The 20,928-nt window shown below is 67.9% G+C and carries 24 protein-coding genes and 1 tRNA gene; 15 read left to right on the forward strand and 10 right to left on the reverse strand.

Going from position 1 to position 20,928, the window contains the following annotated elements; genetic code table 11:
* Positions 1–86 precede the first annotated feature (86 nt).
* A complete protein-coding gene (locus AC3ANX_RS08525; RefSeq protein WP_488336566.1) occupies positions 87–1,736 on the forward strand; it encodes an amidohydrolase in 1,650 nt (549 codons plus the stop codon).
* A gap of 198 nt (positions 1,737–1,934) precedes the next feature.
* Here the strand turns inward: AC3ANX_RS08525 and ctrA are convergent, their stop codons facing one another.
* The 3 genes from ctrA to AC3ANX_RS08540 form a co-directional block, all read right to left on the reverse strand.
* Positions 1,935–2,636: a response regulator transcription factor CtrA gene (ctrA, locus tag AC3ANX_RS08530; RefSeq protein WP_488336567.1), complete on the reverse strand. Its 702-nt coding sequence runs from the start codon at positions 2,634–2,636 to the stop codon at positions 1,935–1,937.
* A gap of 137 nt (positions 2,637–2,773) precedes the next feature.
* Positions 2,774–3,814 carry an AI-2E family transporter gene (locus AC3ANX_RS08535; protein WP_488336568.1) on the reverse strand — a complete coding sequence of 347 codons (1,041 nt, stop codon included), beginning with the start codon at positions 3,812–3,814 and terminating at the stop codon, positions 2,774–2,776.
* Positions 3,815–3,817: 3 nt separating this feature from the next.
* Positions 3,818–4,717, reverse strand: a complete 900-nt coding sequence (locus AC3ANX_RS08540; RefSeq protein ID WP_488336569.1) for a LysR family transcriptional regulator — start codon at positions 4,715–4,717, stop codon at positions 3,818–3,820.
* A 126-nt stretch (positions 4,718–4,843) separates the two neighbouring features.
* On the opposite strand from AC3ANX_RS08540, the gene AC3ANX_RS08545 reads away from it, so the two are divergent.
* Together AC3ANX_RS08545 and wrbA are read left to right on the forward strand one after the other, a co-directional pair.
* Positions 4,844–5,542: a pirin family protein gene (locus AC3ANX_RS08545; protein WP_488336570.1), complete on the forward strand. Its 699-nt coding sequence runs from the start codon at positions 4,844–4,846 to the stop codon at positions 5,540–5,542.
* Between the two features lie 117 nt (positions 5,543–5,659).
* Positions 5,660–6,262, forward strand: coding sequence for an NAD(P)H:quinone oxidoreductase (gene wrbA, locus AC3ANX_RS08550; protein ID WP_488336571.1), 603 nt, complete (start codon positions 5,660–5,662; stop codon positions 6,260–6,262).
* An 88-nt stretch (positions 6,263–6,350) separates the two neighbouring features.
* On the opposite strand, the gene AC3ANX_RS08555 is transcribed toward wrbA, so the two are convergent.
* Positions 6,351–7,205 carry a M15 family metallopeptidase gene (locus tag AC3ANX_RS08555; RefSeq protein WP_488336572.1) on the reverse strand — a complete coding sequence of 285 codons (855 nt, stop codon included), beginning with the start codon at positions 7,203–7,205 and terminating at the stop codon, positions 6,351–6,353.
* Positions 7,206–7,263: 58 nt separating this feature from the next.
* Between AC3ANX_RS08555 and AC3ANX_RS08560 the strand changes: the two genes are divergently transcribed.
* From AC3ANX_RS08560 to arfB, 6 genes are all read left to right on the forward strand, one after another.
* A complete protein-coding gene (locus tag AC3ANX_RS08560) occupies positions 7,264–7,911 on the forward strand; it encodes an RluA family pseudouridine synthase (protein WP_488336573.1) in 648 nt (215 codons plus the stop codon).
* 110 nt (positions 7,912–8,021) lie between these two features.
* On the forward strand, positions 8,022–8,480 hold the full coding sequence (locus AC3ANX_RS08565) for a LuxR C-terminal-related transcriptional regulator (RefSeq protein ID WP_488336574.1): 459 nt from the start codon (positions 8,022–8,024) through the stop codon (positions 8,478–8,480).
* Between the two features lie 34 nt (positions 8,481–8,514).
* On the forward strand, positions 8,515–8,877 hold the full coding sequence (locus AC3ANX_RS08570) for a hypothetical protein (RefSeq protein ID WP_488336575.1): 363 nt from the start codon (positions 8,515–8,517) through the stop codon (positions 8,875–8,877).
* Positions 8,852–9,337, forward strand: a complete 486-nt coding sequence (locus AC3ANX_RS08575; protein WP_488336576.1) for a hypothetical protein — start codon at positions 8,852–8,854, stop codon at positions 9,335–9,337. Before AC3ANX_RS08570 ends, AC3ANX_RS08575 begins: the two co-directional genes overlap by 26 nt.
* On the forward strand, positions 9,334–9,765 hold the full coding sequence (locus AC3ANX_RS08580) for a hypothetical protein (RefSeq protein WP_488336577.1): 432 nt from the start codon (positions 9,334–9,336) through the stop codon (positions 9,763–9,765). The genes AC3ANX_RS08575 and AC3ANX_RS08580 overlap by 4 nt, the downstream gene beginning before the upstream one ends.
* Positions 9,766–9,813: 48 nt before the next feature.
* A complete protein-coding gene (arfB, locus tag AC3ANX_RS08585; protein ID WP_488336912.1) occupies positions 9,814–10,236 on the forward strand; it encodes an alternative ribosome rescue aminoacyl-tRNA hydrolase ArfB in 423 nt (140 codons plus the stop codon).
* Between the two features lie 3 nt (positions 10,237–10,239).
* Here the strand turns inward: arfB and AC3ANX_RS08590 are convergent, their stop codons facing one another.
* The 3 genes from AC3ANX_RS08590 to AC3ANX_RS08600 are packed head-to-tail and all read right to left on the reverse strand — an operon-like array spanning position 10,240 to position 12,460.
* Positions 10,240–10,596, reverse strand: a complete 357-nt coding sequence (locus tag AC3ANX_RS08590) for a VOC family protein (protein WP_488336578.1) — start codon at positions 10,594–10,596, stop codon at positions 10,240–10,242.
* Positions 10,597–10,656: 60 nt separating this feature from the next.
* Positions 10,657–11,952, reverse strand: coding sequence for a M20/M25/M40 family metallo-hydrolase (locus AC3ANX_RS08595; protein WP_488336579.1), 1,296 nt, complete (start codon positions 11,950–11,952; stop codon positions 10,657–10,659).
* Between the two features lie 55 nt (positions 11,953–12,007).
* Positions 12,008–12,460 carry a universal stress protein gene (locus AC3ANX_RS08600; protein WP_488336580.1) on the reverse strand — a complete coding sequence of 151 codons (453 nt, stop codon included), beginning with the start codon at positions 12,458–12,460 and terminating at the stop codon, positions 12,008–12,010.
* Positions 12,461–12,602: 142 nt separating this feature from the next.
* Here AC3ANX_RS08600 and AC3ANX_RS08605 point away from each other — a divergent pair, with 142 nt between their 5' ends.
* Genes AC3ANX_RS08605 through AC3ANX_RS08630 form a run of 6 tightly spaced genes read left to right on the forward strand, consistent with a single transcriptional unit; the run spans position 12,603 to position 18,720 of the window.
* Complete coding sequence (locus AC3ANX_RS08605; RefSeq protein ID WP_488336581.1) at positions 12,603–13,895, forward strand: pyruvate dehydrogenase complex dihydrolipoamide acetyltransferase; 1,293 nt, start codon at positions 12,603–12,605, stop codon at positions 13,893–13,895.
* 7 nt (positions 13,896–13,902) lie between these two features.
* Complete coding sequence (locus AC3ANX_RS08610) at positions 13,903–14,127, forward strand: hypothetical protein (protein WP_488336582.1); 225 nt, start codon at positions 13,903–13,905, stop codon at positions 14,125–14,127.
* Positions 14,120–14,545, forward strand: a complete 426-nt coding sequence (locus tag AC3ANX_RS08615) for an acyl-CoA thioesterase (protein WP_488336583.1) — start codon at positions 14,120–14,122, stop codon at positions 14,543–14,545. The genes AC3ANX_RS08610 and AC3ANX_RS08615 overlap by 8 nt, the downstream gene beginning before the upstream one ends.
* Complete coding sequence (gene lpdA / locus AC3ANX_RS08620; protein WP_488336584.1) at positions 14,538–15,932, forward strand: dihydrolipoyl dehydrogenase; 1,395 nt, start codon at positions 14,538–14,540, stop codon at positions 15,930–15,932. Before AC3ANX_RS08615 ends, lpdA begins: the two co-directional genes overlap by 8 nt.
* Positions 15,932–17,437, forward strand: coding sequence for a hypothetical protein (locus AC3ANX_RS08625; RefSeq protein ID WP_488336585.1), 1,506 nt, complete (start codon positions 15,932–15,934; stop codon positions 17,435–17,437). The genes lpdA and AC3ANX_RS08625 overlap by 1 nt, the downstream gene beginning before the upstream one ends.
* 11 nt (positions 17,438–17,448) lie before the next feature.
* Positions 17,449–18,720: a Xaa-Pro dipeptidase gene (locus AC3ANX_RS08630; protein ID WP_488336586.1), complete on the forward strand. Its 1,272-nt coding sequence runs from the start codon at positions 17,449–17,451 to the stop codon at positions 18,718–18,720.
* A 148-nt stretch (positions 18,721–18,868) separates the two neighbouring features.
* Here AC3ANX_RS08630 and AC3ANX_RS08635 read toward each other — a convergent pair.
* From AC3ANX_RS08635 to moaA, 3 genes are all read right to left on the reverse strand, one after another.
* A tRNA-Asn gene (locus tag AC3ANX_RS08635) sits at positions 18,869–18,943 on the reverse strand.
* A gap of 59 nt (positions 18,944–19,002) precedes the next feature.
* Complete coding sequence (locus tag AC3ANX_RS08640) at positions 19,003–19,791, reverse strand: NAD kinase (RefSeq protein WP_488336587.1); 789 nt, start codon at positions 19,789–19,791, stop codon at positions 19,003–19,005.
* 1 nt (position 19,792) lies between these two features.
* Positions 19,793–20,788, reverse strand: coding sequence for a GTP 3',8-cyclase MoaA (moaA, locus tag AC3ANX_RS08645; protein WP_488336588.1), 996 nt, complete (start codon positions 20,786–20,788; stop codon positions 19,793–19,795).
* Positions 20,789–20,928 lie beyond the last annotated feature (140 nt).

The raw sequence follows: 20,928 nt of genomic DNA on the forward strand, positions 1-20,928 counted from the left end.
CGGTTTCCATGTCGCCCCGGCTCCGGGACAGGCGCGCGCCCTAGACCATCTGGCGCGACGAAGGAACACGCCTTATCGCGTGCGGCATGCGTATGCCTCTCCCCCTTGTTGCGCTCGGCGCACTTGCCATCGCCACCCCCGCGTTCGCCGATGCGTTGATCGACAATGTTAACGGCATGACGCTCGACAAGGACGGGCGGGTGTTCCGCTTCACCGCCTTGCTCGTCAGCCCCGAGGGCAAGGTGGTGAAGCTGCTGCAAACGAACGACAAACGCCCCGAACGGCTAGACTGGCGTGCCGATGAGAAGGGCAAGGTGCTGCTCCCCGGCTTCGTCGATGCGCATGGGCATGTCATGGAACTCGGCTTTCGCGCGATGGAGCTGGACCTGTCGGGCACGCGCTCGCTCGACGAGGCGAAGGCGAAGATCGCCGCCTATGCCGCCGCCAACCCGGAGCGGAAGTGGATCGTCGGCGGTGGCTGGAATCAGGAGGCGTGGGGGCTCGGCCGGTTCCCGACTGCGGCGGATCTCGACTCGGTGGTGTCCGACCGTCCGGTGTGGCTGTCGCGCGTCGACGGGCATGCCAGTTGGGGGAATAGCGCAGCGCTGAAGGCGGCGGGCGTTACGCCCAAGAGCGTCTCGCCGCCCGGTGGCCGGATCGAGAAGGCAGGCAATGCCCCGAGCGGCGTGTTCGTCGATGCCGCGCAGGACCTCGTCGCCAAGGTCGTGCCGCAGCCGCTGCCCAAGGAGCGCGACGCCGCCTTCCTGCGTGCACAGGATATGTTGCTGAGCTACGGCATCACCGCCACGGCGGATATGGGCAGCAGCCTGGACGACTGGCTGTCGTTCCGCCGCATGGCCGATGTCGGTGGGTTGCGCGTGCGGATCATGAGCTATGCGCTCGGCGTGGAGACGGCTGTGCGGATCGGCGGAGGCGGTCCGACGCCGTGGCTCTATGCCGACAAGCTGCACATGGGCGGCGTCAAGCTGTATGCCGATGGCGCGCTCGGCTCGCGCGGGGCGTGGCTGAAGGCGCCGTATGGCGATGCGCCCGGGCAGTCCGGCGCGGGCTTCATGAGCGACGACGTGATCCGCAACCTGATGAGCCGCGCGGCGATGGACGGCTATCAAGTCGCCGTGCATGCGATCGGCGACAAGGCCAATGCGCAGGTGCTCGATGCGATCGACGAGATGGCGCAGACCTACAAGGGCGATCGCCGCTGGCGCGTCGAACATGCGCAGGTGGTCGATCCCGCCGATCTGCCGCGCTTTGGCAAGAACGGTACGATCGCGTCGATGCAGCCGGTCCATGCGACCTCCGACAAGACGATGGCGGAGGCGCGGCTCGGGGCGCAGCGGCTGGCAGGGGCCTATGCGTGGAAGTCGATGCTGGCGAACGGCGCAACGCTGGCGTTCGGCACCGACTATCCGGTGGAAAGCCCTGATCCGTTCGCCGGCTGGGCGGCGGCGTTCACGCGGCAGGACAAGGCCGGCCAGCCCTATGGCGGCTGGCAACCGCAGGAGGCGATCACCCGCGAGCAGGCGTGGCGCGCCTATACGATGGATGCCGCTTACGCAGGGTTCGCCGAGGCCAAGTTCGGCCGGCTTGCGCCCGGGCAGCGGGCCGACTTCATCATCGTCGATCGCGATCCGCTGCTGGCCTCGCCGACGGACCTGCGCGAGACCAAGGTGTTGCAGACCTGGGTCGGCGGCGAGAAAGTCTGGGTACGGAAGTAGCAGACGCTCGTGCTGGCCTGGCGCGGCCTGTGGCGACGGCGAAGAGGGTTTCGCGCCGCCTCGTTCGTTCCGGGCGACGTCGCGCGACATGGCTGATGGTGCGTAGGGAGGCACCTGCGCGAAAACACGAAGCGGCCGCGACGCCCCCCGGCGTCGCGGCCGCCTCCCGGTAGCCGATAGGGGAAGCGGACCTCGCCGTCAGGCGACGGCGGTCGCTTCCACCTCGTCGGATTCACGCAGAACATATCCGCGCCCCCACACCGTTTCGATGTAATTGTCGCCGTCGCAGGCGAGGCTGAGCTTCTTGCGGAGCTTGCAGATGAACACGTCGATGATCTTCAGCTCAGGCTCGTCCATGCCGCCGTACAGGTGGTTGAGGAACATTTCCTTGGTGAGCGTGGTGCCCTTGCGCAGCGAAAGCAGCTCGAGCATCGCATATTCCTTGCCGGTCAGGTGGACGCGGCTGCCATCGACTTCGACCGTCTTGGCATCGAGGTTGACCGCGAGCTTGCCGGTACGGATGACCGACTGGCTGTGGCCCTTCGAGCGGCGGACGACGGCGTGGATGCGCGCGGTCAGTTCCTCGCGGTGGAATGGCTTGGTGACGTAATCGTCGGCGCCGAAGCCGAAGCTGCGCACCTTCGAATCCATCTCGTTGATGCCCGACAGGATCAGCACCGGCGTCTGCACGCGGGCGACACGAACCTTCTTCAGCACGTCGTAGCCGTGCATGTCGGGCAGGTTGAGGTCGAGCAGGATGATGTCGTAATCATACAGCTTCGCCAGATCGAGGCCCTCTTCGCCCAGATCCGTGGTATAGACATTGAAGCCCTCGGCGGAGAGCATGAGCTCGATCGCCTTGGCGGTGGTCGGCTCGTCTTCGATCAGTAGCACGCGCATCTGGCAGTTTCCCCGTCGGTTCGCGGCCCCGGACGCCCCCCTCGGCTCGGCGCACTCAATACATACTTATTAACCTCCTTATAGGTGAACGCCAAAGGTTAATTTCTCGCTAACTGGCCTTAATCCACGAGTCGCGGTCACTCCTTAGGGGATTCTACGGTCTCACCGAGCACGTCGCGCAGGTACAGGCTGCGGATCAGGGTAAAGATCACCACCAAAAGCGCGGCGGAGAAGAACAGCCCGAACAGCCCGAACACCATGCCGATGCCGATGATCGCGAACAAAGTGATCGCGGGCGGGATCGCGATGACGCGGTTCTGAACGTAGGGCGTGATGAAGTTCGATTGCACCAGACGCACCACCGCATAGGTGACGAGCGCGCCGATCAGCGGACCGGTGCCGACGGTCGCGCCGAGGCCGAGCGCGGGCAGCATCGCCGCGGTCGGCCCGATATAGGGCACGAACTCGCTGAGCGCCGCCAGCAGCCCGAGCGCCGCCCACGACGGCACGCCCGACACCCACAGCCCGAAGCCGACCAGCAGCCCCATCGTCGTCATTCCGATCAGTTGCGCCCGCAGCCACAGCCGCAGATTATGCTCGACATCGCCGAGCGCGTCGGAAACCGCCGGGCGGATCGAACGCGGCACCATCAGCAGCGCGCCGCGCACGTACACCTTGGGCTCCGCCGCGAAGAACAAGGCGCCTACCAGCAGCAGCAGGCAGTTGAGCACCAGCTCGCCCCCGCCCGTCACCAGCCCGCCGATATCGCGCGCGACGCGCGATCCGGCAAAGGCGGCCTGCACCGCATCGACGATTTTCGCACCCACCGGGGTCTGCGACAAATAGGTGCCGAGTTGCTGGAGCAGCGACGGCAACCGCAGCACCAGCGCGTTGATCTGCTGGCCGAACTGGATGCCGAACAGCCACACCAGAAACGCCGCCGCCGCCAGCACGGTCGCGAACGCCAGCCCGAGCGCGGCGCGTGACGACATCCGCAGCCGCGCGGCGTACAGATCGGCGAAGGCGTGGATGACGATCGCGCCGAGGATCGAGCCGAACGCCAGGATCAGCAGATCGCCCGCTTTCCACAGTGCGCCGACCACGGCGGCGATGAGGATCAGGATGACGACGCGTCGGATGAACCGGCTATCGTCTGCGTCGGGGCGAAGGCGGTTCATGCGTCAGGTAACGCAGAGATTTCGGAAGCGCTCCGTCAGGAAGGCGATCAGCGTCTCGACCCGCGCCGGGCGCAGGTTGCTGGGCGGCGTCATCAGGTGCAGCGCGACCGGCGGCAGCGACCAGTCGGTCAGGATCGCCTCGACCGTACCCGCCGCGAGATCGCCGCCGACGATGAAATCGGGCAGCAGCGCGATGCCGACGCCTGCGCGCAGGGCCGGCAACAGCGCGTCGCCGCTGTTCGAGCGCAGCGGCCCGCTCGGCCGCACCGCCGCCTCCTCGCCATTGGGACCGGTGAAGCGCCATGGGCCGGAGACGTTGGTATAGCCGAAACAGGCGTGTTCGCCGAGCTGCGCAGGATGGGTGGGGCGACCGTGACGCTCCAGATAGGCGGGCGAGGCGACCACGAAGGTGCGGATCGGCCCGAGCCGGCGCGCGCGCAGCGAACTGTCGGGCAGATTGGCGATGCGCAAGGCGACGTCGATCCCCTCCGCAACGATATCCACCCGCGCGTCCGACAGGTTGAGGTCGATTTCGATGCCGGGATGATCGGCGAGGAAGTCGGCAAGCATCGGCGAAAGCTGGACCATGCCGAGCGTCATCGGTGCGGTCATGCGGATCAGCCCGGCCGGCGCGGTGGCGGCATCGCGCGCGGCTTCCTCGGCGGCCTCCGCATCGGCAAGGATGCGGCGCGCATGTTCGGCGAGCCCGGTGCCGCTTTCGGTGAGCGTCAGCTTGCGCGAGGTGCGGTGGAACAGCGACTGGCCGAGCCGTGCCTCCAGCCGGCTGATCGCCTTGGACACGGTCGCCTTGGAGGTGCCGATCGCGTCCGCCGCCGCGCTGAACGAGCGGTGTTCGACCACGCTCGCGAAGATCGCCCAGGCTTCGAGATCGGGCAGGCGCATGATGGTCACTCCCTTCGCCGCTCTGCTTATCGCCGGAAACAATCGGTTTCCAACGTTTCGATTTACGGCGCGATTCCAGCGCCTATCTTACCGCCAACACCTTCCTCCTTCGAGAGCGACCCCGCCATGATCGAGAAACGATCGTTCGACAGCCTGGGCCATGCCGATCACGGCTGGCTCGACGCGCGCCACCACTTCTCCTTCGCCGACTATTACGATCCCGCCCGGATGGGCTGGGGCGCGATCCGCGTTTGGAACGACGACGCGATCGCCGCCAACAGCGGCTTCCCGCCGCACCCGCACCGCGACATGGAGATCATCACCTACGTCCGCTCGGGCGCGATCACGCATCAGGACTCGATGGGCAATCAGGGCCGCACCGTCGCCGGCGATGTGCAGGTGATGAGCGCGGGCACCGGCGTTCGCCACGCCGAATACAACTTGGAGACCGAAACGGCGACATTGTTCCAGATCTGGATCGAGCCCAAGCGCAAGGGCGGCTCGCCGAGCTGGGGCGCCAAGCCGTTCCCCAAGGATGCGCGCGACGGCCGCTTCGTCACGCTCGCCAGCGGCTTCGCCGAGGATGCGGGCGCGCTGCCGATCCGCGCCGACGCACGCCTGCTTGCCGCGACGGTGAAGGCGGGCGAGACGATCACCCACACGGTTGGCGCGGGCCGCCACGCCTATCTGGTGCCCGCGACCGGCGCGATCGAGATCGCCGGCGTGCGCTACGAAGCACGCGACGGCATTGCGATCGGCGGCGGCGAAAGCCTTGCGATCACCGCGATCGAAGACGCCGAGCTGGTGCTGGTGGATTCGGAATAATCTTGGCGTCGCCCCGGCGCAGGCCGGGGCCGCTGCGTGTTACGCGTACCGAGTGCCCCCAACACAGCGGCCCCGGCCTGCGCCGGGGCGACGATTTCTTTCTAAAGGAGACCTGCCATGACCAAAGTCCTCGTCCTCTATTACTCCTCCTATGGCCATATCGAGCAGATGGCGGATGCGGTCGCCGAGGGTGCGCGTTCGGCCGGTGCCGAGGTCGACATCCGCCGCGTGCCCGAAACCGCGCCGCAGGCGGTGGTCGAGGCGGCGCACTTCAAGACCGACACCGCGCACCCGCTGATCGAGAGCGTCGACGCGCTGAAGAACTACGACGCGATCGTGATCGGCGCGCCGACCCGCTTCGGCCGCATGCCGAGCCAGATGGCGGCGTTCCTCGATCAGGCCGGCGGGCTGTGGTTCAGCGGCGCGCTGATCGGCAAGGTCGGTGCTGCGTTCACCTCGACCGCGAGCCAGCATGGTGGGCAGGAGACGACCCTGTTCTCGATCCTCACCAACCTGCTGCACTTCGGCATGACGATCGTCGGGCTGGATTATGGCTATCAGGGCCAGATGGGCGTCAAGGAAGTCCATGGCGGCACGCCTTACGGCGCGAGCACGCTCGCCGATGGCGACGGTAGCCGTCAGCCGAACGACGTCGATCTCGGTGGCGCGCGCCATCAGGGCAAGCGCGTGGCGGAAGCAGCGGCGAAGCTGGCCGGCTGATCTCGTTGACCCGCTGGTAACGGCAGGGGCGTGGCGCGAAAGTGCCACGCCCTTTCTTTGCTTCCCGACGAAAGTTCGGGAGATACCCCTATCGCCGCCGGCGTCGCGACGGCGGGGTCGGCGTGGGCGTCGGCAGCGGCTGGACGAAGTAGCTCTGCGGCAGCCCGTGCAGATAGGGCGAGCCCTGCGCGGGCAACACCGGCGCGGGCGCCGGGCGGATCACGCCGATCCACCCGTCCGAAACGTCGCGGATCTGCGGGCTGGCCGGGAACTCGCCGCGTGCGCGCGCGAACAACAGCCGCGCCCGCGCCGCGCCGGGCGTGTTGAGCGTCGCGCCCACCCAGCGCCAGTGCCACGGCTCCCACGTCACGCCCTGCGCATTGCCGGCGGGGAAGCTCAGCTCGAACCCGTATTCGCCCGCATGCGTGAGCAGCCACAGCCCGGCCGGCGTACGCGCGAGGCACGGGTTGACGTCGCGGCACCCGCCGCTGGGGCGCAGGCCGAAGTCGATCGCATAGCCGGTTGAATGCTCGCTGTGTCCCGGTGGCCCGACCGAGCGGGCGCGCTCGGCGGCGTCCTTGCATTGCTTGTGCGGGCCGATCTGGCTGCAAAACACCGCGCGCTGGCGCTCGATGGTGCGATAGCAGGAGACGCCGCGCAGCACTTTACCGACGCCGGGCGCGACGGCTGCGGCGTTGAGCAGCCGTGTAAGATCGGGCGCGGCGTCGCGCTGTACGTAGCACGGCTGGCCCAGCGCGAAGCCAGCGGGCGCCGAGACGAGATCGGTGTTCGGCGCCTCGCGATACGGGATGTGGCCGAGTACACGGCCATCCGCGCCGGGCGTCACCCATTGGCCGGGGCAAAGCTGCTCGGGCGTCGCGGCCATCGCCAGTGCCGGTGCGGCGAGCGTCGCCCACGCCAGCACCTTCGTCACGCTCGTCATCCGCCACCGCATCGCGGTTGCTCTGGCATGCGGGCGCTTGCGGTGGCAAGACGGGTTCATGCTTGCAAACAATGTTCTCTTCCTCGACGGCGAGGCTCTCGTCATCGACAAGCCCGCCGGGCTCCCCGTCGATCGTCCGCGCGACGGCTCGATCAGCCTTGAAAACCACATGGACGGGCTGACGTTCGGCTTCAAACGCTGGCCGCACCCGGTCCACCGGCTCGACCGTGATACCTCGGGCTGCCTGCTGCTGTCGCGCAACCCCAAGGCGCACGCGCGGCTGCAACAGGCGTTCGAACAAGGGCTGGTGCAGAAACGCTATCTCGCCGTGCTCGACGGCGTGCCGGAGGGCGAGGCGGGGTTGATCGACCTGCCGCTCGTCAAGGTCAGCACGGCCGAGACCGGCTGGCGGATGCGCGGCGATCCCGGCGGCAAGCCGTCGCGCACCGGCTGGCGCGTGCTGGCGGTAAAGGACGGCCGCGCGTTCGTGGAGTTCACGCCCGAGACAGGGCGCACGCACCAGATCCGCGTCCATGCCGCCGAAGCGCTTGGCGCGCCGGTGGTGGGCGATCCGATCTACGGGCGCGGCGGCGGCGAGACTTTGCTCCACGCCGCCGCGCTGACCGTGCCGCGCGCGGGCAAGGAGCCGATCGTTGCGCAGGCGCCGCTGCCCGAACGCTTTGCGAAAGCTGGATTCGGCGGCTGAACCCTGAAGGGGCGGAGCGGGATTACGTCCGCTCCAGCGGCTACGTCTTTCTGAACGCGCGCCTGCCAAGAGGCTTTCCAGAGGGTTAGCTTGATTATAGATATGTCCGGATGGGGGCTATCGACGATCTCTCGCCGCGCGAGCGCCAGTGCCTGAGCCTGCTGGCGACACCCATGCGCCCGAAGGAGATCGCGGCCGAACTCACGCTGTCGGTGAAGACGGTGGAGGGCTATCTTGCCGCTGCCAAGGCCAAGCTCGGGGCAAGCTCCGCGCTGCATGCCGCGCGGCTCTATGACGAGTACATCCGGGAGGCACCGGGAAAACCCCTTGAGGAAATTCCCCGCGTTGAGGTTCGGGCCGATCCCCCGGTAGTCGATCCGGGACCGATCGCCACGGTGGCGGTTCCGCAAGGGAGACAGATTACACTCGCATGGTGGAAGCGCGCGGCGATCATACCGCTGCTTACCTTCGCCATGATCCTCTCGGTCCTCGTGATCGTCGCCGGTGCCGAAGGCATTACCCGGCTCGAGCGCGATTACTACGCCAGGCACCCCATCAACCGACAATGACCCGGCGACGCCCGTTGCCGGGCGGAGGACTCTCATGTCAAAATTGCACAACGGCAAGTTGCAGAACGAACGCATCGCGGTGGGCCAGAGCATCGCCACACCGCTGCGCGAGCTGGAGGCCCAGATCGACAGCGCGATCGAAAAAGCCGGCTACGTGATGATCGCGATGGCGAGCGGCCGCAAGCGGGCGCGTGTTGCGGCCGCGACCGGCCAAGATGCGTTTGCCGCACTCGGCGAGAGCGTGAATGCGCTGTTCGCCGGGCGCGACCGCATCGTCGCCTGCCATCAGGCGCTGGAACGGACCCGCGACGATCTCAACGTGCCTGTTCATGCCTTTGGCGATGAAGCCTCCAAACCCGCCGGCGCGGAGCGTGAACCGCTTCGCGTGGTCGCGTAAGACGCAGCGGCGGCGATCTATGTTCGGCCCCTTGCTGTTCAACGCCCTGCTGATCGTGACTGCGGTGTACGCGACTTGGCGTGGCGGCAGCCCCGAGCGATGGGCGGCAGCGATGCAGATCGTCGCCGCGCTTGCCACCATGTCGAACTACACATTCCCGGTGTCGCGTTTCTATCAATTGGAGAGTGGCGTGTTCGCAATCGACCTGGCGCTGTTCGCTGGGTTGTTCTGGCTGGCGCTCCGCTCGAACAGGATTTGGCCGATGGTTATGGCTGCGTTGCAACTCTCGTCCCTATTGGTTCACCTCGCGCGGGTTGTCGATCTGGGCATGTCGCCTTGGGCCTATGCGTTCCTGCTGAAGATCTGGGGCTACCCGATCGTCATCCTCCTCGCGGCGGCCGTGCTGCGGCACCGGTTGCGGCTCGATCGGTTCGGGGTCGATGCAGCGTGGTCGCGATGAGCAACATGGTCCCCGCGCCCGACCTGCTCGGGTCCGTCATCGACGAGCTTCAGCGCGTGCTCGAACGGCTGCACGAGAAGGCGGAACCTTCGACCGACAGCGCCGCGGTGCTGCGCGCGCAGAAGATCTTCCAGTTCCGCCGCAAGCGTGATGAGACCCTACCGGAGATCGCCGACCTGTTCCGCGACCCGACCTGGGATCTGCTGCTCGACCTCTACACGGCGGCCGAGCGCGGCGAAGCGGTGTCGATGACGCGGGCGTGCGCTGCCGCGGCGGTTCCCTCGACCACGGCGCTGCGGGCGATTTCCGCGCTCCAGCAACGTGGCGTCGTGGCGATCGACCCTGACCCGCTCGACGGGCGTCGCCGCTTCGTCACGCTGTCGGACGAGACGCGCTGGAAAATGTCGGCGCTGCTCGCGTTGGGGTAGCACGTGTTTCCTTTGCGAGCGTCCCGCGATTTCGGCTATCGTCGCGGCATGGTCGCCATCCCGATTACCCGCTCGATTTCGATCGACGACAGCGAGCTTGAGGAATCAACCACCCGATCGGGCGGGCCGGGCGGCCAGCATGTCAACACGACCGACAGCGCGGTGATCCTGCGCTTCGACGTGGGGAACTCGCCGGGCCTGCCGCTTGCGGTCAAGAACCGGATCGCGGTGCTGGCGGGATCGCGGCTGACGCGCGACGGCGTGCTGGTGCTGCGCAGCGAAGGCACGCGCTCGCAACTGCTCAACCGGCAGGAAGTCCGCGAGCGGCTGATCGCGCTGATCCAAGAGGCGACGATCATCCCCAAGAAGCGCCGCCCGACCAAGCCGACCAAGGCTTCGCAGACGCGGCGCGTGGAGGGCAAGGCCAAACGGTCGGCGGTGAAGGCGGGGCGGGGCAGGGTGCGCGAATAGCAGCTAGTCGAGCGGCGGTTCCCACAGCTCGATCGGATTGCCTTCGGGATCGTGCAGCCGCGCGAAGCGGCCCGCTTCGGGCGAATCCCACGCTGGGTCTGTTGTGACTGCGATATCCGCCTGACGCAGCTTGGCCAGCAGCGCGTCCAGATCGGCGACGCGCAGGTTGAGCATCCATGGGCGTTCAGCCGGCCAATAGTCAGTCGCGGCCGCGAACGGCATAAACATCGTCGGGCCGGCCGCCTGCTGCCACGGCGTATAGCCCTCGCCGCCGACGCCGAGATTCTGGCGATACCAGTCGCGCAGGGCGTCCGGGTCTTGCGCGCGGAAGAAGATGCCGCCGATGCCGGTCACGGTCATATTGCTCTCCTGACGGATCGCCACCAGCTTAGCCGTGCGCGCGCGAAAGCCAAGCGCGACTTATCGCGGTGCCGGCCCCGCGAACGTCACCAGGCTTTCTGCGCCATCTGCGCCGAGCGCGCCGACGCCGACGAACGTATCGTCGATCACCACGTCCTTCAGAACCTGCGCGGTCGCGCCCGCCGGCACGTCGCGTGCCTGCTGCCAGTCCTGCGCGTCGCTCCGCCGCCAGTGGATACGATAGCCTGTGGCCCCCACGACCGGAGCCCACGCGACCCGCGTATCGCTGCCGAGCGCGCCCGCGATCGTTACGCCGGTGGGCGCGGCCGGAGCGGCGGCGAGGCGGCGGATCGCGGCGACGTTGATCGCTGTCACTTTGGCGAGATAGCCGAAGTCCATCTTGTCGACGGTGTCGCCATACGCCTTGCCGTTCTCGACGCGCACGTCCTGATGCTGGCCGTCGTAATTCTCCGCCCCGACCGAGAAGCGTACCGCCGGGTAGCCGAGCTTGAGGAACGGCTCGTGATCGCCACCGCGCCCGAACCGGTCGGGTCGGCGATCGACGAACACCTCGAGCCCGCCCGGTACGGTAGCGGCGACCGCGCGCACTGTCTTGGCGAGCGCGCGGGACGGCGAATCGTCCTCGCCGCCGTTGCTGCGCCGGGCGAGTTGCGCGGGCAGATCATCGGCGACGCGAATGCCTTCCGAGAACACGCGCACCCGGTCCGCCACACGCGCGCCGTTCTGCGCCAGCGTGTTGCCGACGATGTCGTTGTTGAACATCGCGGTGACGGTCCAATCCTTCGCCTTCGCGGTTTCGGCGAGCAACTGCCCGCCCCATAGGCCCTGCTCCTCGCCTGAGAACAGCGCATAGACGATCGTCGCGCGGAACTTCTCCTTGGAAAGGATGCGCGCCGCCTCCAGCACCAGCGCGACGCCCGATCCGTCGTCGTTGGCGCCCGGCGCGTCGGCGGTGGCGTTCATCACGTCGGTGACCCGGCTGTCGATATGCGCGCCGACGATGATGACGCGCTTCGGGTCGATGCCCTGCTGAAAGCCGAGCACGTCGACAATCTCCACGCCGCCCGGCGCACGCGGGCCGGTGAAGGTGCGCGCGATATTGGCGACGGTGATGCACCCGCCGCAGGCATCGGCAAGGTGGGTCATTTCCGCGCCCGCCCAGCGCCGCGCCGCGCCGATGCCGCGCACCGGATCGTCGGGCGCGGAGAGCGTATGGCGCGTGCCGAAGCTCACCAGTTTCTCGACCGTCGCCTTCAGGCGCGCGGGATCGGGGGCTTCGCTGGCTGTGGCGGGCGTGGCGAGGAGGAGGGCGGCGGCGAGAGGGAGGGTGCGCATCATCGCATGGTGACGCGAAGGCACCCAGCCTTCAAGAGCGCGGGGCCGCGCGGCCTCAGCTCAGTCGGTCGATCGCCTCGCGGTCGAGCGAGCCTGGCACGATCATCAGCGGCACCGGCAACGCGCCCGAATCGCTGGCAAAATGCGCGATCAGCGGGCCGGGCGCACCGCTCGCCGCCGCGCCCAGCACCAGCGCGGCGATGTCGGGATTGTCGGCGATCATCTCGCGGATGATCTTTGGCCCTTCGCCTTGCCGCACCGTGATCGACGGGCGCAGGCCCGACTCCTCGATCAGCGTGCCGGCGGCGCCCGCGACCAGACCCTCGGCGTGGAGCCGCGCTTCCTCCTCGATCGTCGCCTGCACGCCGCCGAACGGAATGAACTCCTGCGGCTCGATCAGCGCGAGGATCTCGACGCCGCCGCCGGTCTTCACCGCGCGCCTGGCGGCGAAGCGCAACGCGATCGCGCTTTCGGGGCTGTTGTCGATCACGACGAGGTAGATGCGCATGCGGTTCGGACCCTGTTTAGCCAACTAGTTGCGCCGGGCGCGCGCGCGGCGCAAGTCTGCGTGCGCGGAACATGGTCTTGACCGGGCGAGATTGGGGCGCGAGAGACACGATCGCCCCAGGATTCGATTTCAAGGACCATTCATGCCGATCGAGATCAAGATGCCCGCGCTTTCCCCGACGATGGAGGAGGGCACGCTTGCAAAGTGGCTCGTGAAGGAGGGCGACACCGTGCGCTCGGGCGATCTGCTCGCCGAGATCGAGACCGACAAGGCGACCATGGAGTTTGAGGCGGTCGATGAAGGCACGATCGGCAAGCTGACGGTGGCCGAGGGCACCGAAGGCGTGAAGGTCGGCACCGTGATCGCGGTCCTGGTCGGCGAGGGCGAGGATGCCAGCGCCGCATCCGCCGCGCCCGCTGCCAAGGTCGACGCACCTGCCGCCGCTCCCAAGACCGAGGCTCCGAAGTCCGAAGCGCCCAAGGCAGAGGCCGCACCGGCGCCGGCGCCGGCTGCCAAACACGAAGGCGATCGTCTGCGCGCGAGCCCGCTCGCACGCCGCCTCGCCGCCGAGAAGAACATCGACCTCGCTTCGCTGAGCGGCAGCGGTCCCCACGGGCGCATCGTCAAGGCCGATCTGGACAACGCCAAGCCTGCCGCAGCTCCTGCCAAGGCGGCCGAAGCGTCCGCGCCCGCCGCTGCCGCGACCGCAAGCGCTCCGGCGCCGGTCGTCCACGGCGTTCCCGACATTCCGCACACTGCCGACAAGCTGTCGAACGTGCGTAAGGTCATCGCGCGCCGCCTGACCGAATCGAAGCAGCAGGTTCCGCACATCTACCTCACCGTCGATGTCCGGCTCGACGCGCTGCTCAAGCTGCGCGGCGAGCTGAACGCGGGGCTCGCGTCGCGCGGCGTGAAGCTGTCGGTCAACGATCTGCTCATCAAGGCGCTGGGCGTCAGCCTGATGCAGGTGCCCAAGTGCAACGTGATGTACACGCCCGACCAGCTCATCAGCTTCACCCGCGCCGACGTGTCGGTGGCGGTGAGCGTGCCCGCCGGGCTCATCACGCCGATCATCAAGGGCGCCGACACCAAGGGCGTGGCCGCGATCTCGACCGAGATGAAGGATCTCGCCGCGCGCGCCAAGGACGGCAAGCTCAAGCCCGAGGAATTCCAGGGCGGCACCGCCAGCCTGTCGAACATGGGCATGATGGGGATCAAGCACTTCGAGGCGGTCATCAACCCGCCGCAGGGCATGATCATGGCGATCGGCGCGGGCGAGCAGCGCCCCTATGTGATCGACGGCGAACTCGGCATCGCCACGGTGATGTCGGCGACCGGGAGCTTCGATCACCGCGCGATCGACGGTGCCGATGGCGCGCAACTGATGGCGGCGTTCAAGACTTTGGTCGAATCGCCGCTGGCGATGCTCGCGTAGCCACGCGATGCGCCGGACGATCGTAGAGCTGGTGTTCCTGGGGCTCGGTCTGGGCGTGGCGGTGGGAATCGCATCGCTCGCGACCTGGGCCGTGCCGGGCACCGGCCGTGCGGTCTGGACGGTCGCCTGGGTGGCGATGGCGCTCGACGTGCTGTTGCGGGTCGGGCCACTTCGCCGCGCCTGGCGGCTGGATCATGCGAACACGCAGCCGGTGGCGCACGGCGATGGCTGAGCGCGCGCTGCCCTCGGGCGATCCGGTGCTGCGCGCCACGGCGATGGCGGCGGACAATAACCCCTATGGCACGATCTTCGTCGGCTGGCTGATGGGGCAGATGGCGCTCGCCGCCGGGTCGATCGCCTCGCGTCACAGCGGCGCGCGTGCGCCGGTGGTCGCTGCCGACGGCTTCGCCTTCACCGCGCCGGTGATGGCGGGGGACGAAGTGTCGTTCTACGCCGCGATCGTCGCGACCGGCCGCACCTCGATGACGGTCGCGGTCGAGGTCTGGCGGCGCGACCGCCATGGCGAGCGGGTCGAGCGCGCAGCGCACGGCAGCTTCGTGCTGGTGGCGATGGATGACGATGGCCGGCCCCGGCCGGTGGATACCCATATTCCGAAATTACTTGCTGAAGGACACCTCCCCAGTGGCTGACACATTCGATCTCGTTATCCTGGGCTCCGGCCCCGGCGGCTATGTCGCGGCGATCCGCGCCGCGCAGCTCGGCCTCAAGACCGCCATCGTCGAGCGCGAGCGGTTGGGGGGCATCTGCCTCAACTGGGGGTGCATCCCCACCAAGGCGCTGCTGCGCACCTCCGAAATCTACCACTATATGACGCATGCCGATGCCTACGGCCTCAGCGTCGAGAATCCGAGTTTCGATCTCGCCAAGATCGTCGCGCGCAGCCGCAAGGTTGCGGGTCAGCTCAACTCGGGCGTTACCGGGCTGATGAAGAAGAACAAGGTGACGGTCTATGCCGGCACCGGCGCCCTCACCGCGCCGGGCAAGCTGAGCGTAGTCATGGGCGACAAGACCGCCGAGCTCGAAGCCAAGCACATCATCGTCGCGACCGGCGCGCGCGCGCGCGAGCTGCCGTACGTCAAGGCCGACGGCGGCCGCGTCTGGACCTACCGCCACGCGATGACGCCCGAGGTGATGCCGACCAAGCTGCTGGTATTGGGATCGGGCGCGATCGGCGTGGAGTTCGCGAGCTTCTACAACGACATGGGTGCCGACGTGACGATCGTGGAGATGCTGCCCCGCATCCTCCCGGTCGAGGACGAGGAAGTCTCCGCGTTCATGGACAAGGCGCTGACCAAGCAGGGCATCAAGCTGCTGAAGGACACCAAGGTCGCCAATATCGAGGCGAGCGACAGCGAGGTGAAGGCCACGATCAGCAGGGACGGCAAGGATACCGTCGAGACGTTCAGCCACGTCATCGTCGCGATCGGCATCGTGCCCAACGTCGAGAACATCGGGCTGGACACGGTCGGGATCGAGCAGGACCAGCGTGGCCACATCAAGGTCGACGGCTATGCCCGCACCAACGTGCCCGGCGTCTATGCGATCGGCGACGTGACCGGTGCGCCGTGGCTGGCGCACAAGGCGAGCCATGAGGGCATCGTCTGCGTCGAGGCGATCGCGGGGCTGAACCCGCATCCGTTCGAGACGTGGAACATCCCGGGCTGCACCTATTCGCGCCCGCAGGTGGCGAGCGTCGGCCTGACCGAGGCCAAGGCCAAGGAAGCCGGCCATGAAGTCAAGGTCGGCAAATTCCCCTTCATCGGCAACGGCAAGGCGATCGCGCTGGGCGAGGCGGAAGGCTTCATCAAGACGGTGTTCGACGCCAAGACCGGCGAGCTGCTCGGCGCGCACATGGTCGGCGCGGAAGTGACCGAGCTGATCCAGGGCTATGTCATCGCCCGCCAGCTCGAAACCACCGAGGCCGAGCTGATGGAGACGGTGTTCGCGCACCCGACGCTGAGCGAAATGATGCACGAGAGCGTGCTCGGCGCCTACGGCCGCGCACTCCACATCTGATGCGCACCGGCGCGGCGGCATCGCATGCTCGCCGCGCCGGCTCGTCCAGACGCATCGGCATCGCGGCGGCGGTGCTGTGCGTGCTGCAACTGGCTTTGTGGTGGCCGGGCGTGGCGATGTTCGACACGGTCGGACAGTTCACGCAGGTGCTGGCGGGCGCCTATGACGACTGGCACCCGCCGATCATGGCACGGCTGTGGGCGGTGCTCCACCCGCTCGGGCCGGGCGCTACGCCGATGTTCGTCGTGCAGGCGGCAGGCTATTGGCTGGGACTCGGGCTGACCGCAGCGGCGCTGGCGCAGGCGGGTAGCCGGCGCGCGGGCTGGTGGGTGATCGCGCTGGGCGCGTTGCCGCCGTTCGTCGCCTGGCAGTCGGTGGTGCTCAAGGATTCGCAGATGCTCGGCGCGCTGCTGCTCGCGATCGGCTTGATCGCGCGTGCGCGGTTCGGCGGGCGTCCGCTGTCGCTGCCGGGGTTCATCGCGGTGGGCGTGCTGCTCGCCTATGCGACGCTGGTGCGCACCAACGCGGTGTTCGCGGTGGTGCCGCTCGGCGTGATGCTGGCGCCGGGGCGACGGCGCTGGGCGGTGCGGCTCGGTGCGATCGCCGTGCTGACGCTGGGGGTTCTGGCGGTGTCGCCGGTCATCAACCACCGCCTGCTCGACGCGGAGCCGACCAGCGTGGGCAACACGCTGCCGTTGTTCGATCTCGCCGGGATCGCGCATTTCGCCGGCGACGCCCATGATGAGGGGGGCGTGCTGAGCCCCGACGAGCGCGCGATGATCGCCTCGCGCCACTGCTACCAGCCGTTCTTCTGGGATCCGCTCGGCAGCCCGTCGCGCTGCGGTGCGATCTCGGTGCGCTTCGAGGATGTGCCCACGCCAGTGCTGATCCACGGCTGGGCAAGCGCGATCCTGCGGCACCCGCTCGGTTATGCCCGTCACCGTTTGGCCCATCTCAACGCGACGACACGCTGGCTGGTGCCTGCGATATGGACGAGCGCCGCGCCGCCGGCCGGATCGGAAGCGAATACGATCGGCTTGGACACACCGGGCAGGGCGGTGCGGCCGGTGGTCGCGCTGGCGGGCTGGTTGGCGGTATCGCCGCTCGGCTGGCCGGTCGCGTGGATCGTCGTCGCTGCCGCGGTGCTGGCGGTCGCGCTGGCGTGCCCACGCACCGCGATCCGCGATCTCGCGCTGGCGCTCGCCGTGTCCGCACTCGCGCTGGAGGCGAGTTTCGCGGTGGTGAGCATCGCCTCCGACTTGCGCTACCACCTGTGGCCGATGCTCGCGAGCGCGCTCGCCGCGATCCTGATGGCGAGCGAGGGCGTGCCGCGCCGCCTCTCGCGCGCGTGCAGCATGGCGCTGGGGGTGGTGATCGCGACCGGGCTGATCGCGCGGCTGACGCTGCCGTCGCCCGCGCCGGGTTATGCGGCGATGCTCGATTGGGATGGCGGCGCTGGACAGGCGGCGCAGGCCGCGCGACAACCGCCGCGGAAGACACACTAAACGGGGGTATCATGGTTCGGAAACTGTTTGCGGCGGCGCTGTTGGCGTCGGTCGCTGTGCCGGCAATGGCGAACAGCGTCGTCGTCACCGCAGGCCATCTGCTCGACGTCGCATCCGGCAAGACGCTCGACGATCCGGTGGTGGTCATCACCGATGGCCGCATCGCTTCGGTGGTGACGGGGCAGACCGCGCGGCCGATCATCCCCGAAGGCGCGACGCGGATCGACCTGCCCGGCAAGACCATCCTGCCCGGTCTGATCGACATGCACGTCCATCTCACGGCGCTGGCGGAGATCGGCGGCTATACCGGGCTGAAATATACCGACAGCTTCTGGCAGGCGGTCGGCACCGCCAACGCGCGCAAGACGCTGGAGGCGGGGTTCACCTCGGTGCGCAACGTCGGCTCGGCTGATTTCGACGACGTGGGGCTGCGACAGGCGATCGACGGCGGCTGGATCGAAGGCCCGCGCATGACGACGGCGACCTATGCGATCGGCGCGACCGGCGGGCATTGCGATGATAACGCATTGCCGCCCAGCCTCGACAAGCAGCAACCCTCGGTCATCAACAGCCCAGAGGACGCGCGCGCGAAGGTGCGTTGGCTGCACAAATACGGTGCCACGGTCATCAAGATCTGCGCGACCGGCGGGGTGTTCTCGCTTGGCGACAGCGTCGGCGGGCAGCAACTGAGCTTCGAGGAAATGAAGGCGATCGCCGACGAGGCGCACATGCTCCATCTGCGCGTGGCGGCGCACGCGCATGGCGACGAGGGCATCAAGGCGGCGATCCTGGCGGGCATCGACACGATCGAGCATTGCAGCCTCGCCTCGGACGAGGCGATTCGTCTGGCGATCCAGCATCACACCTGGTTCGACATGGACATTTACAACGACGACTACATCCTCGCCACCGGCACCAAGAACGGCACCGAACAGCAGAGCCTCGACAAGGAGCGGATGATCGGCCTCAAGCAGCGGCAGACTTTCCAGCGCGCGGTAAAGGCGGGCGTGCCGATGCTGTTCGGCACCGACGCAGGCGTCTATCCGCACGGCGACAACGCGCGCCAGTTCGCGACGATGGTGAAATGGGGGATGACGCCGCTCCAGGCGATCCGCGCGGCGACGCTGAGCGCGGCCGAGGCACTCGACAAGCGCGAGGACGTCGGGGAGATCGCAGTCGGCCGCTACGGGGATATCGTGGCGGTGGATGGCGATCCGCTCGCCGATGTGCGGGTGCTGGAACACCCCGCTGCGGTGATCAAGGGCGGCGAGCGGGTGCGGTAAGGATTACTAGGGTGCGCGGCGGCGAATCGGACAGATCCGATCGCCGTCGTCCGGGACACAGCCGCTAAAGCAATGATCAGAAGTTATAATGTGGCTTGGCGGTTCGGCTCGCGCACGACGCGTGGAATGGCAATCTACCATTCCACGCTGGCTCCCTGAGTAGGATTCGAACCTACGGCCGCTCGATTAACAGTCGAGAGCTCTACCGCTGAGCTATCAGGGAACAGCGTGGAGGCGGCTCTATAACCGGCTGAAACGGCGATGCAAGCCCCTTTGCGCACGTCATGCGATGAATTGCTCCATCGTGATGCGATCGTCGAGTGCATGCTCGGGGTCGAACAGCAAGGTCAGCTCGCGCGAACGGTCGACCGCGATCTCCACGCTCGCGACGTCGCGCACTTCGCGCTGGTCCGCGACCGCGCTGACCGGGCGTTTGCCGGGATCGAGCACGCGCACCATGATGCGCGCCTTGTCGGGCAGGATCGCGCCGCGCCAGCGACGCGGGCGGAACGCGCTGATCGGGGTGAGCGCCAGCAGCGCGGAGCCGAGCGGCAGGATCGGTCCTTGCGCGGAGAGGTTGTAGGCGGTCGAGCCGGCCGGCGTGGCGACGAGGATACCGTCGCATGCGAGTTCGGGCAGCACGATCCGGTCGTTCACCGTCACCTCGAGGTTGGCGGTCTGCCGCGTCTCACGCAGCATCGACACTTCGTTGATCGCGGGCAGGCTGTGGACCGCGCCGTCGATCGTCGTCGCGGTCATCGCCAGCGCCGTCACCTTGAACGGGCGCGCGCGCGCCAGCCGCCCGTCGAGATCGAAGTGCCGCCACTCGTTCATCAGGAAGCCGACGGTGCCGAGGTTCATGCCGAACACCGGGATCGGCGGTTTGCGGCGCTCAAGGATCGAATGCAGCGTCTGGAGCATGAAGCCGTCGCCGCCGAGCGCGACGATCAGATCGGCCTCCTCCGGGGCGACCCAATCGTAGGCGTCGGCCAGTTCGGCGGCGGCGGCCTGCGCAGGCGGGGTTGGCGAGGCGACGAGCGCTCGCTTCTGGGGTGCCGCGCCGTGGTCCATCTCAGCCGCCGGTCACGCTCATGTGGCGCGCGACGGCGGGGCTCGCCGCAGCAATGTCGAAATCGTGGCGCGCGGGCTTGCTCGCCATCGCCGCGTCGAGCGCGGCGTCGAGCCCGCTTACCCCCTCGCTGCGCAGAACGCTTTTGAGATCGACGCAATCGTCATGCCCGAGGCAGGTGTAGAGCAGCCCCTCGGTGGTGAGCCGCACGCGGTTGCAGGTGTCGCAAAAATTGCCGGTGAGCGGCGAGATCAGCCCCAGCCGTGTCGTGGTGCCCTCGACCCGCCAATAACGCGCGGGCCCGCCGCTGCGGTGCGAATCGCGGGCGAGCGGGAAGTGCGCGGCAAGATCGTCGAACACGGCGGTAAGCGGCAGGAAACGATCGATGCGATCCTCGTCGATCGCGCCGAGCGGCATCGTCTCGATCAGCGTGAGGTCGAGCCGCTCGGCGATGCACCAGTCGAGCATCGGCGCTATCTCCGCCTCGTTCAGCCCTTTCAGCGCGACCATGTTGATCTTGACCGCAAGCCCCGCGTCCCGCGCTGCAAGGATGCCGCCGATCACCTGCGACACGTCGCCGTGGCGGGTGATGTGGCGGAACACCGCAGGGTCGCGGCTGTCGAGGCTGACGTTGATGCGTCGCATGCCCGCCGCGACCATCGCTTCGGCATGTTCGGCGAGACGGGTGCCGTTGGTGGTCATCGTCAACTCGTCCAGCCCGCCACCGACATGCCGCCCGAGTCGCCGCACCAGTTCGCCGACGTCGCGGCGCACCAGCGGTTCGCCGCCCGACAACCGGATCTTGCGGATGCCGCGCGCGATGCAATGTTCGGCGATCACCGCGATTTCCTCGAGGCTGAGCAGCGCCGCCTTGGGAAGGAAGGTCATCGTTTCGGCCATGCAATAGCGGCAGCGCAGGTCGCACCGGTCCGTCACCGATATGCGCAGATAGCTGATCGTCCGGCCGTGGCGATCGATCAGGGTGGGCGCGGAATGCATCGCATATGAGCTAAGCCTTCGCGGGCGTGCGAACAAGGGGTTAGCCGCCCACGCGTGTTTTCGGCTTCTTCTTTAAGCATTGCCGGGGCAGAAGGGCGCGGTGCGGCCGCTGGGGGCGGCCCGAGGGGCGGGGATTGAGC

It is taken from the genome of Sphingomonas sp. BRN-1R (assembly GCF_057748035.1).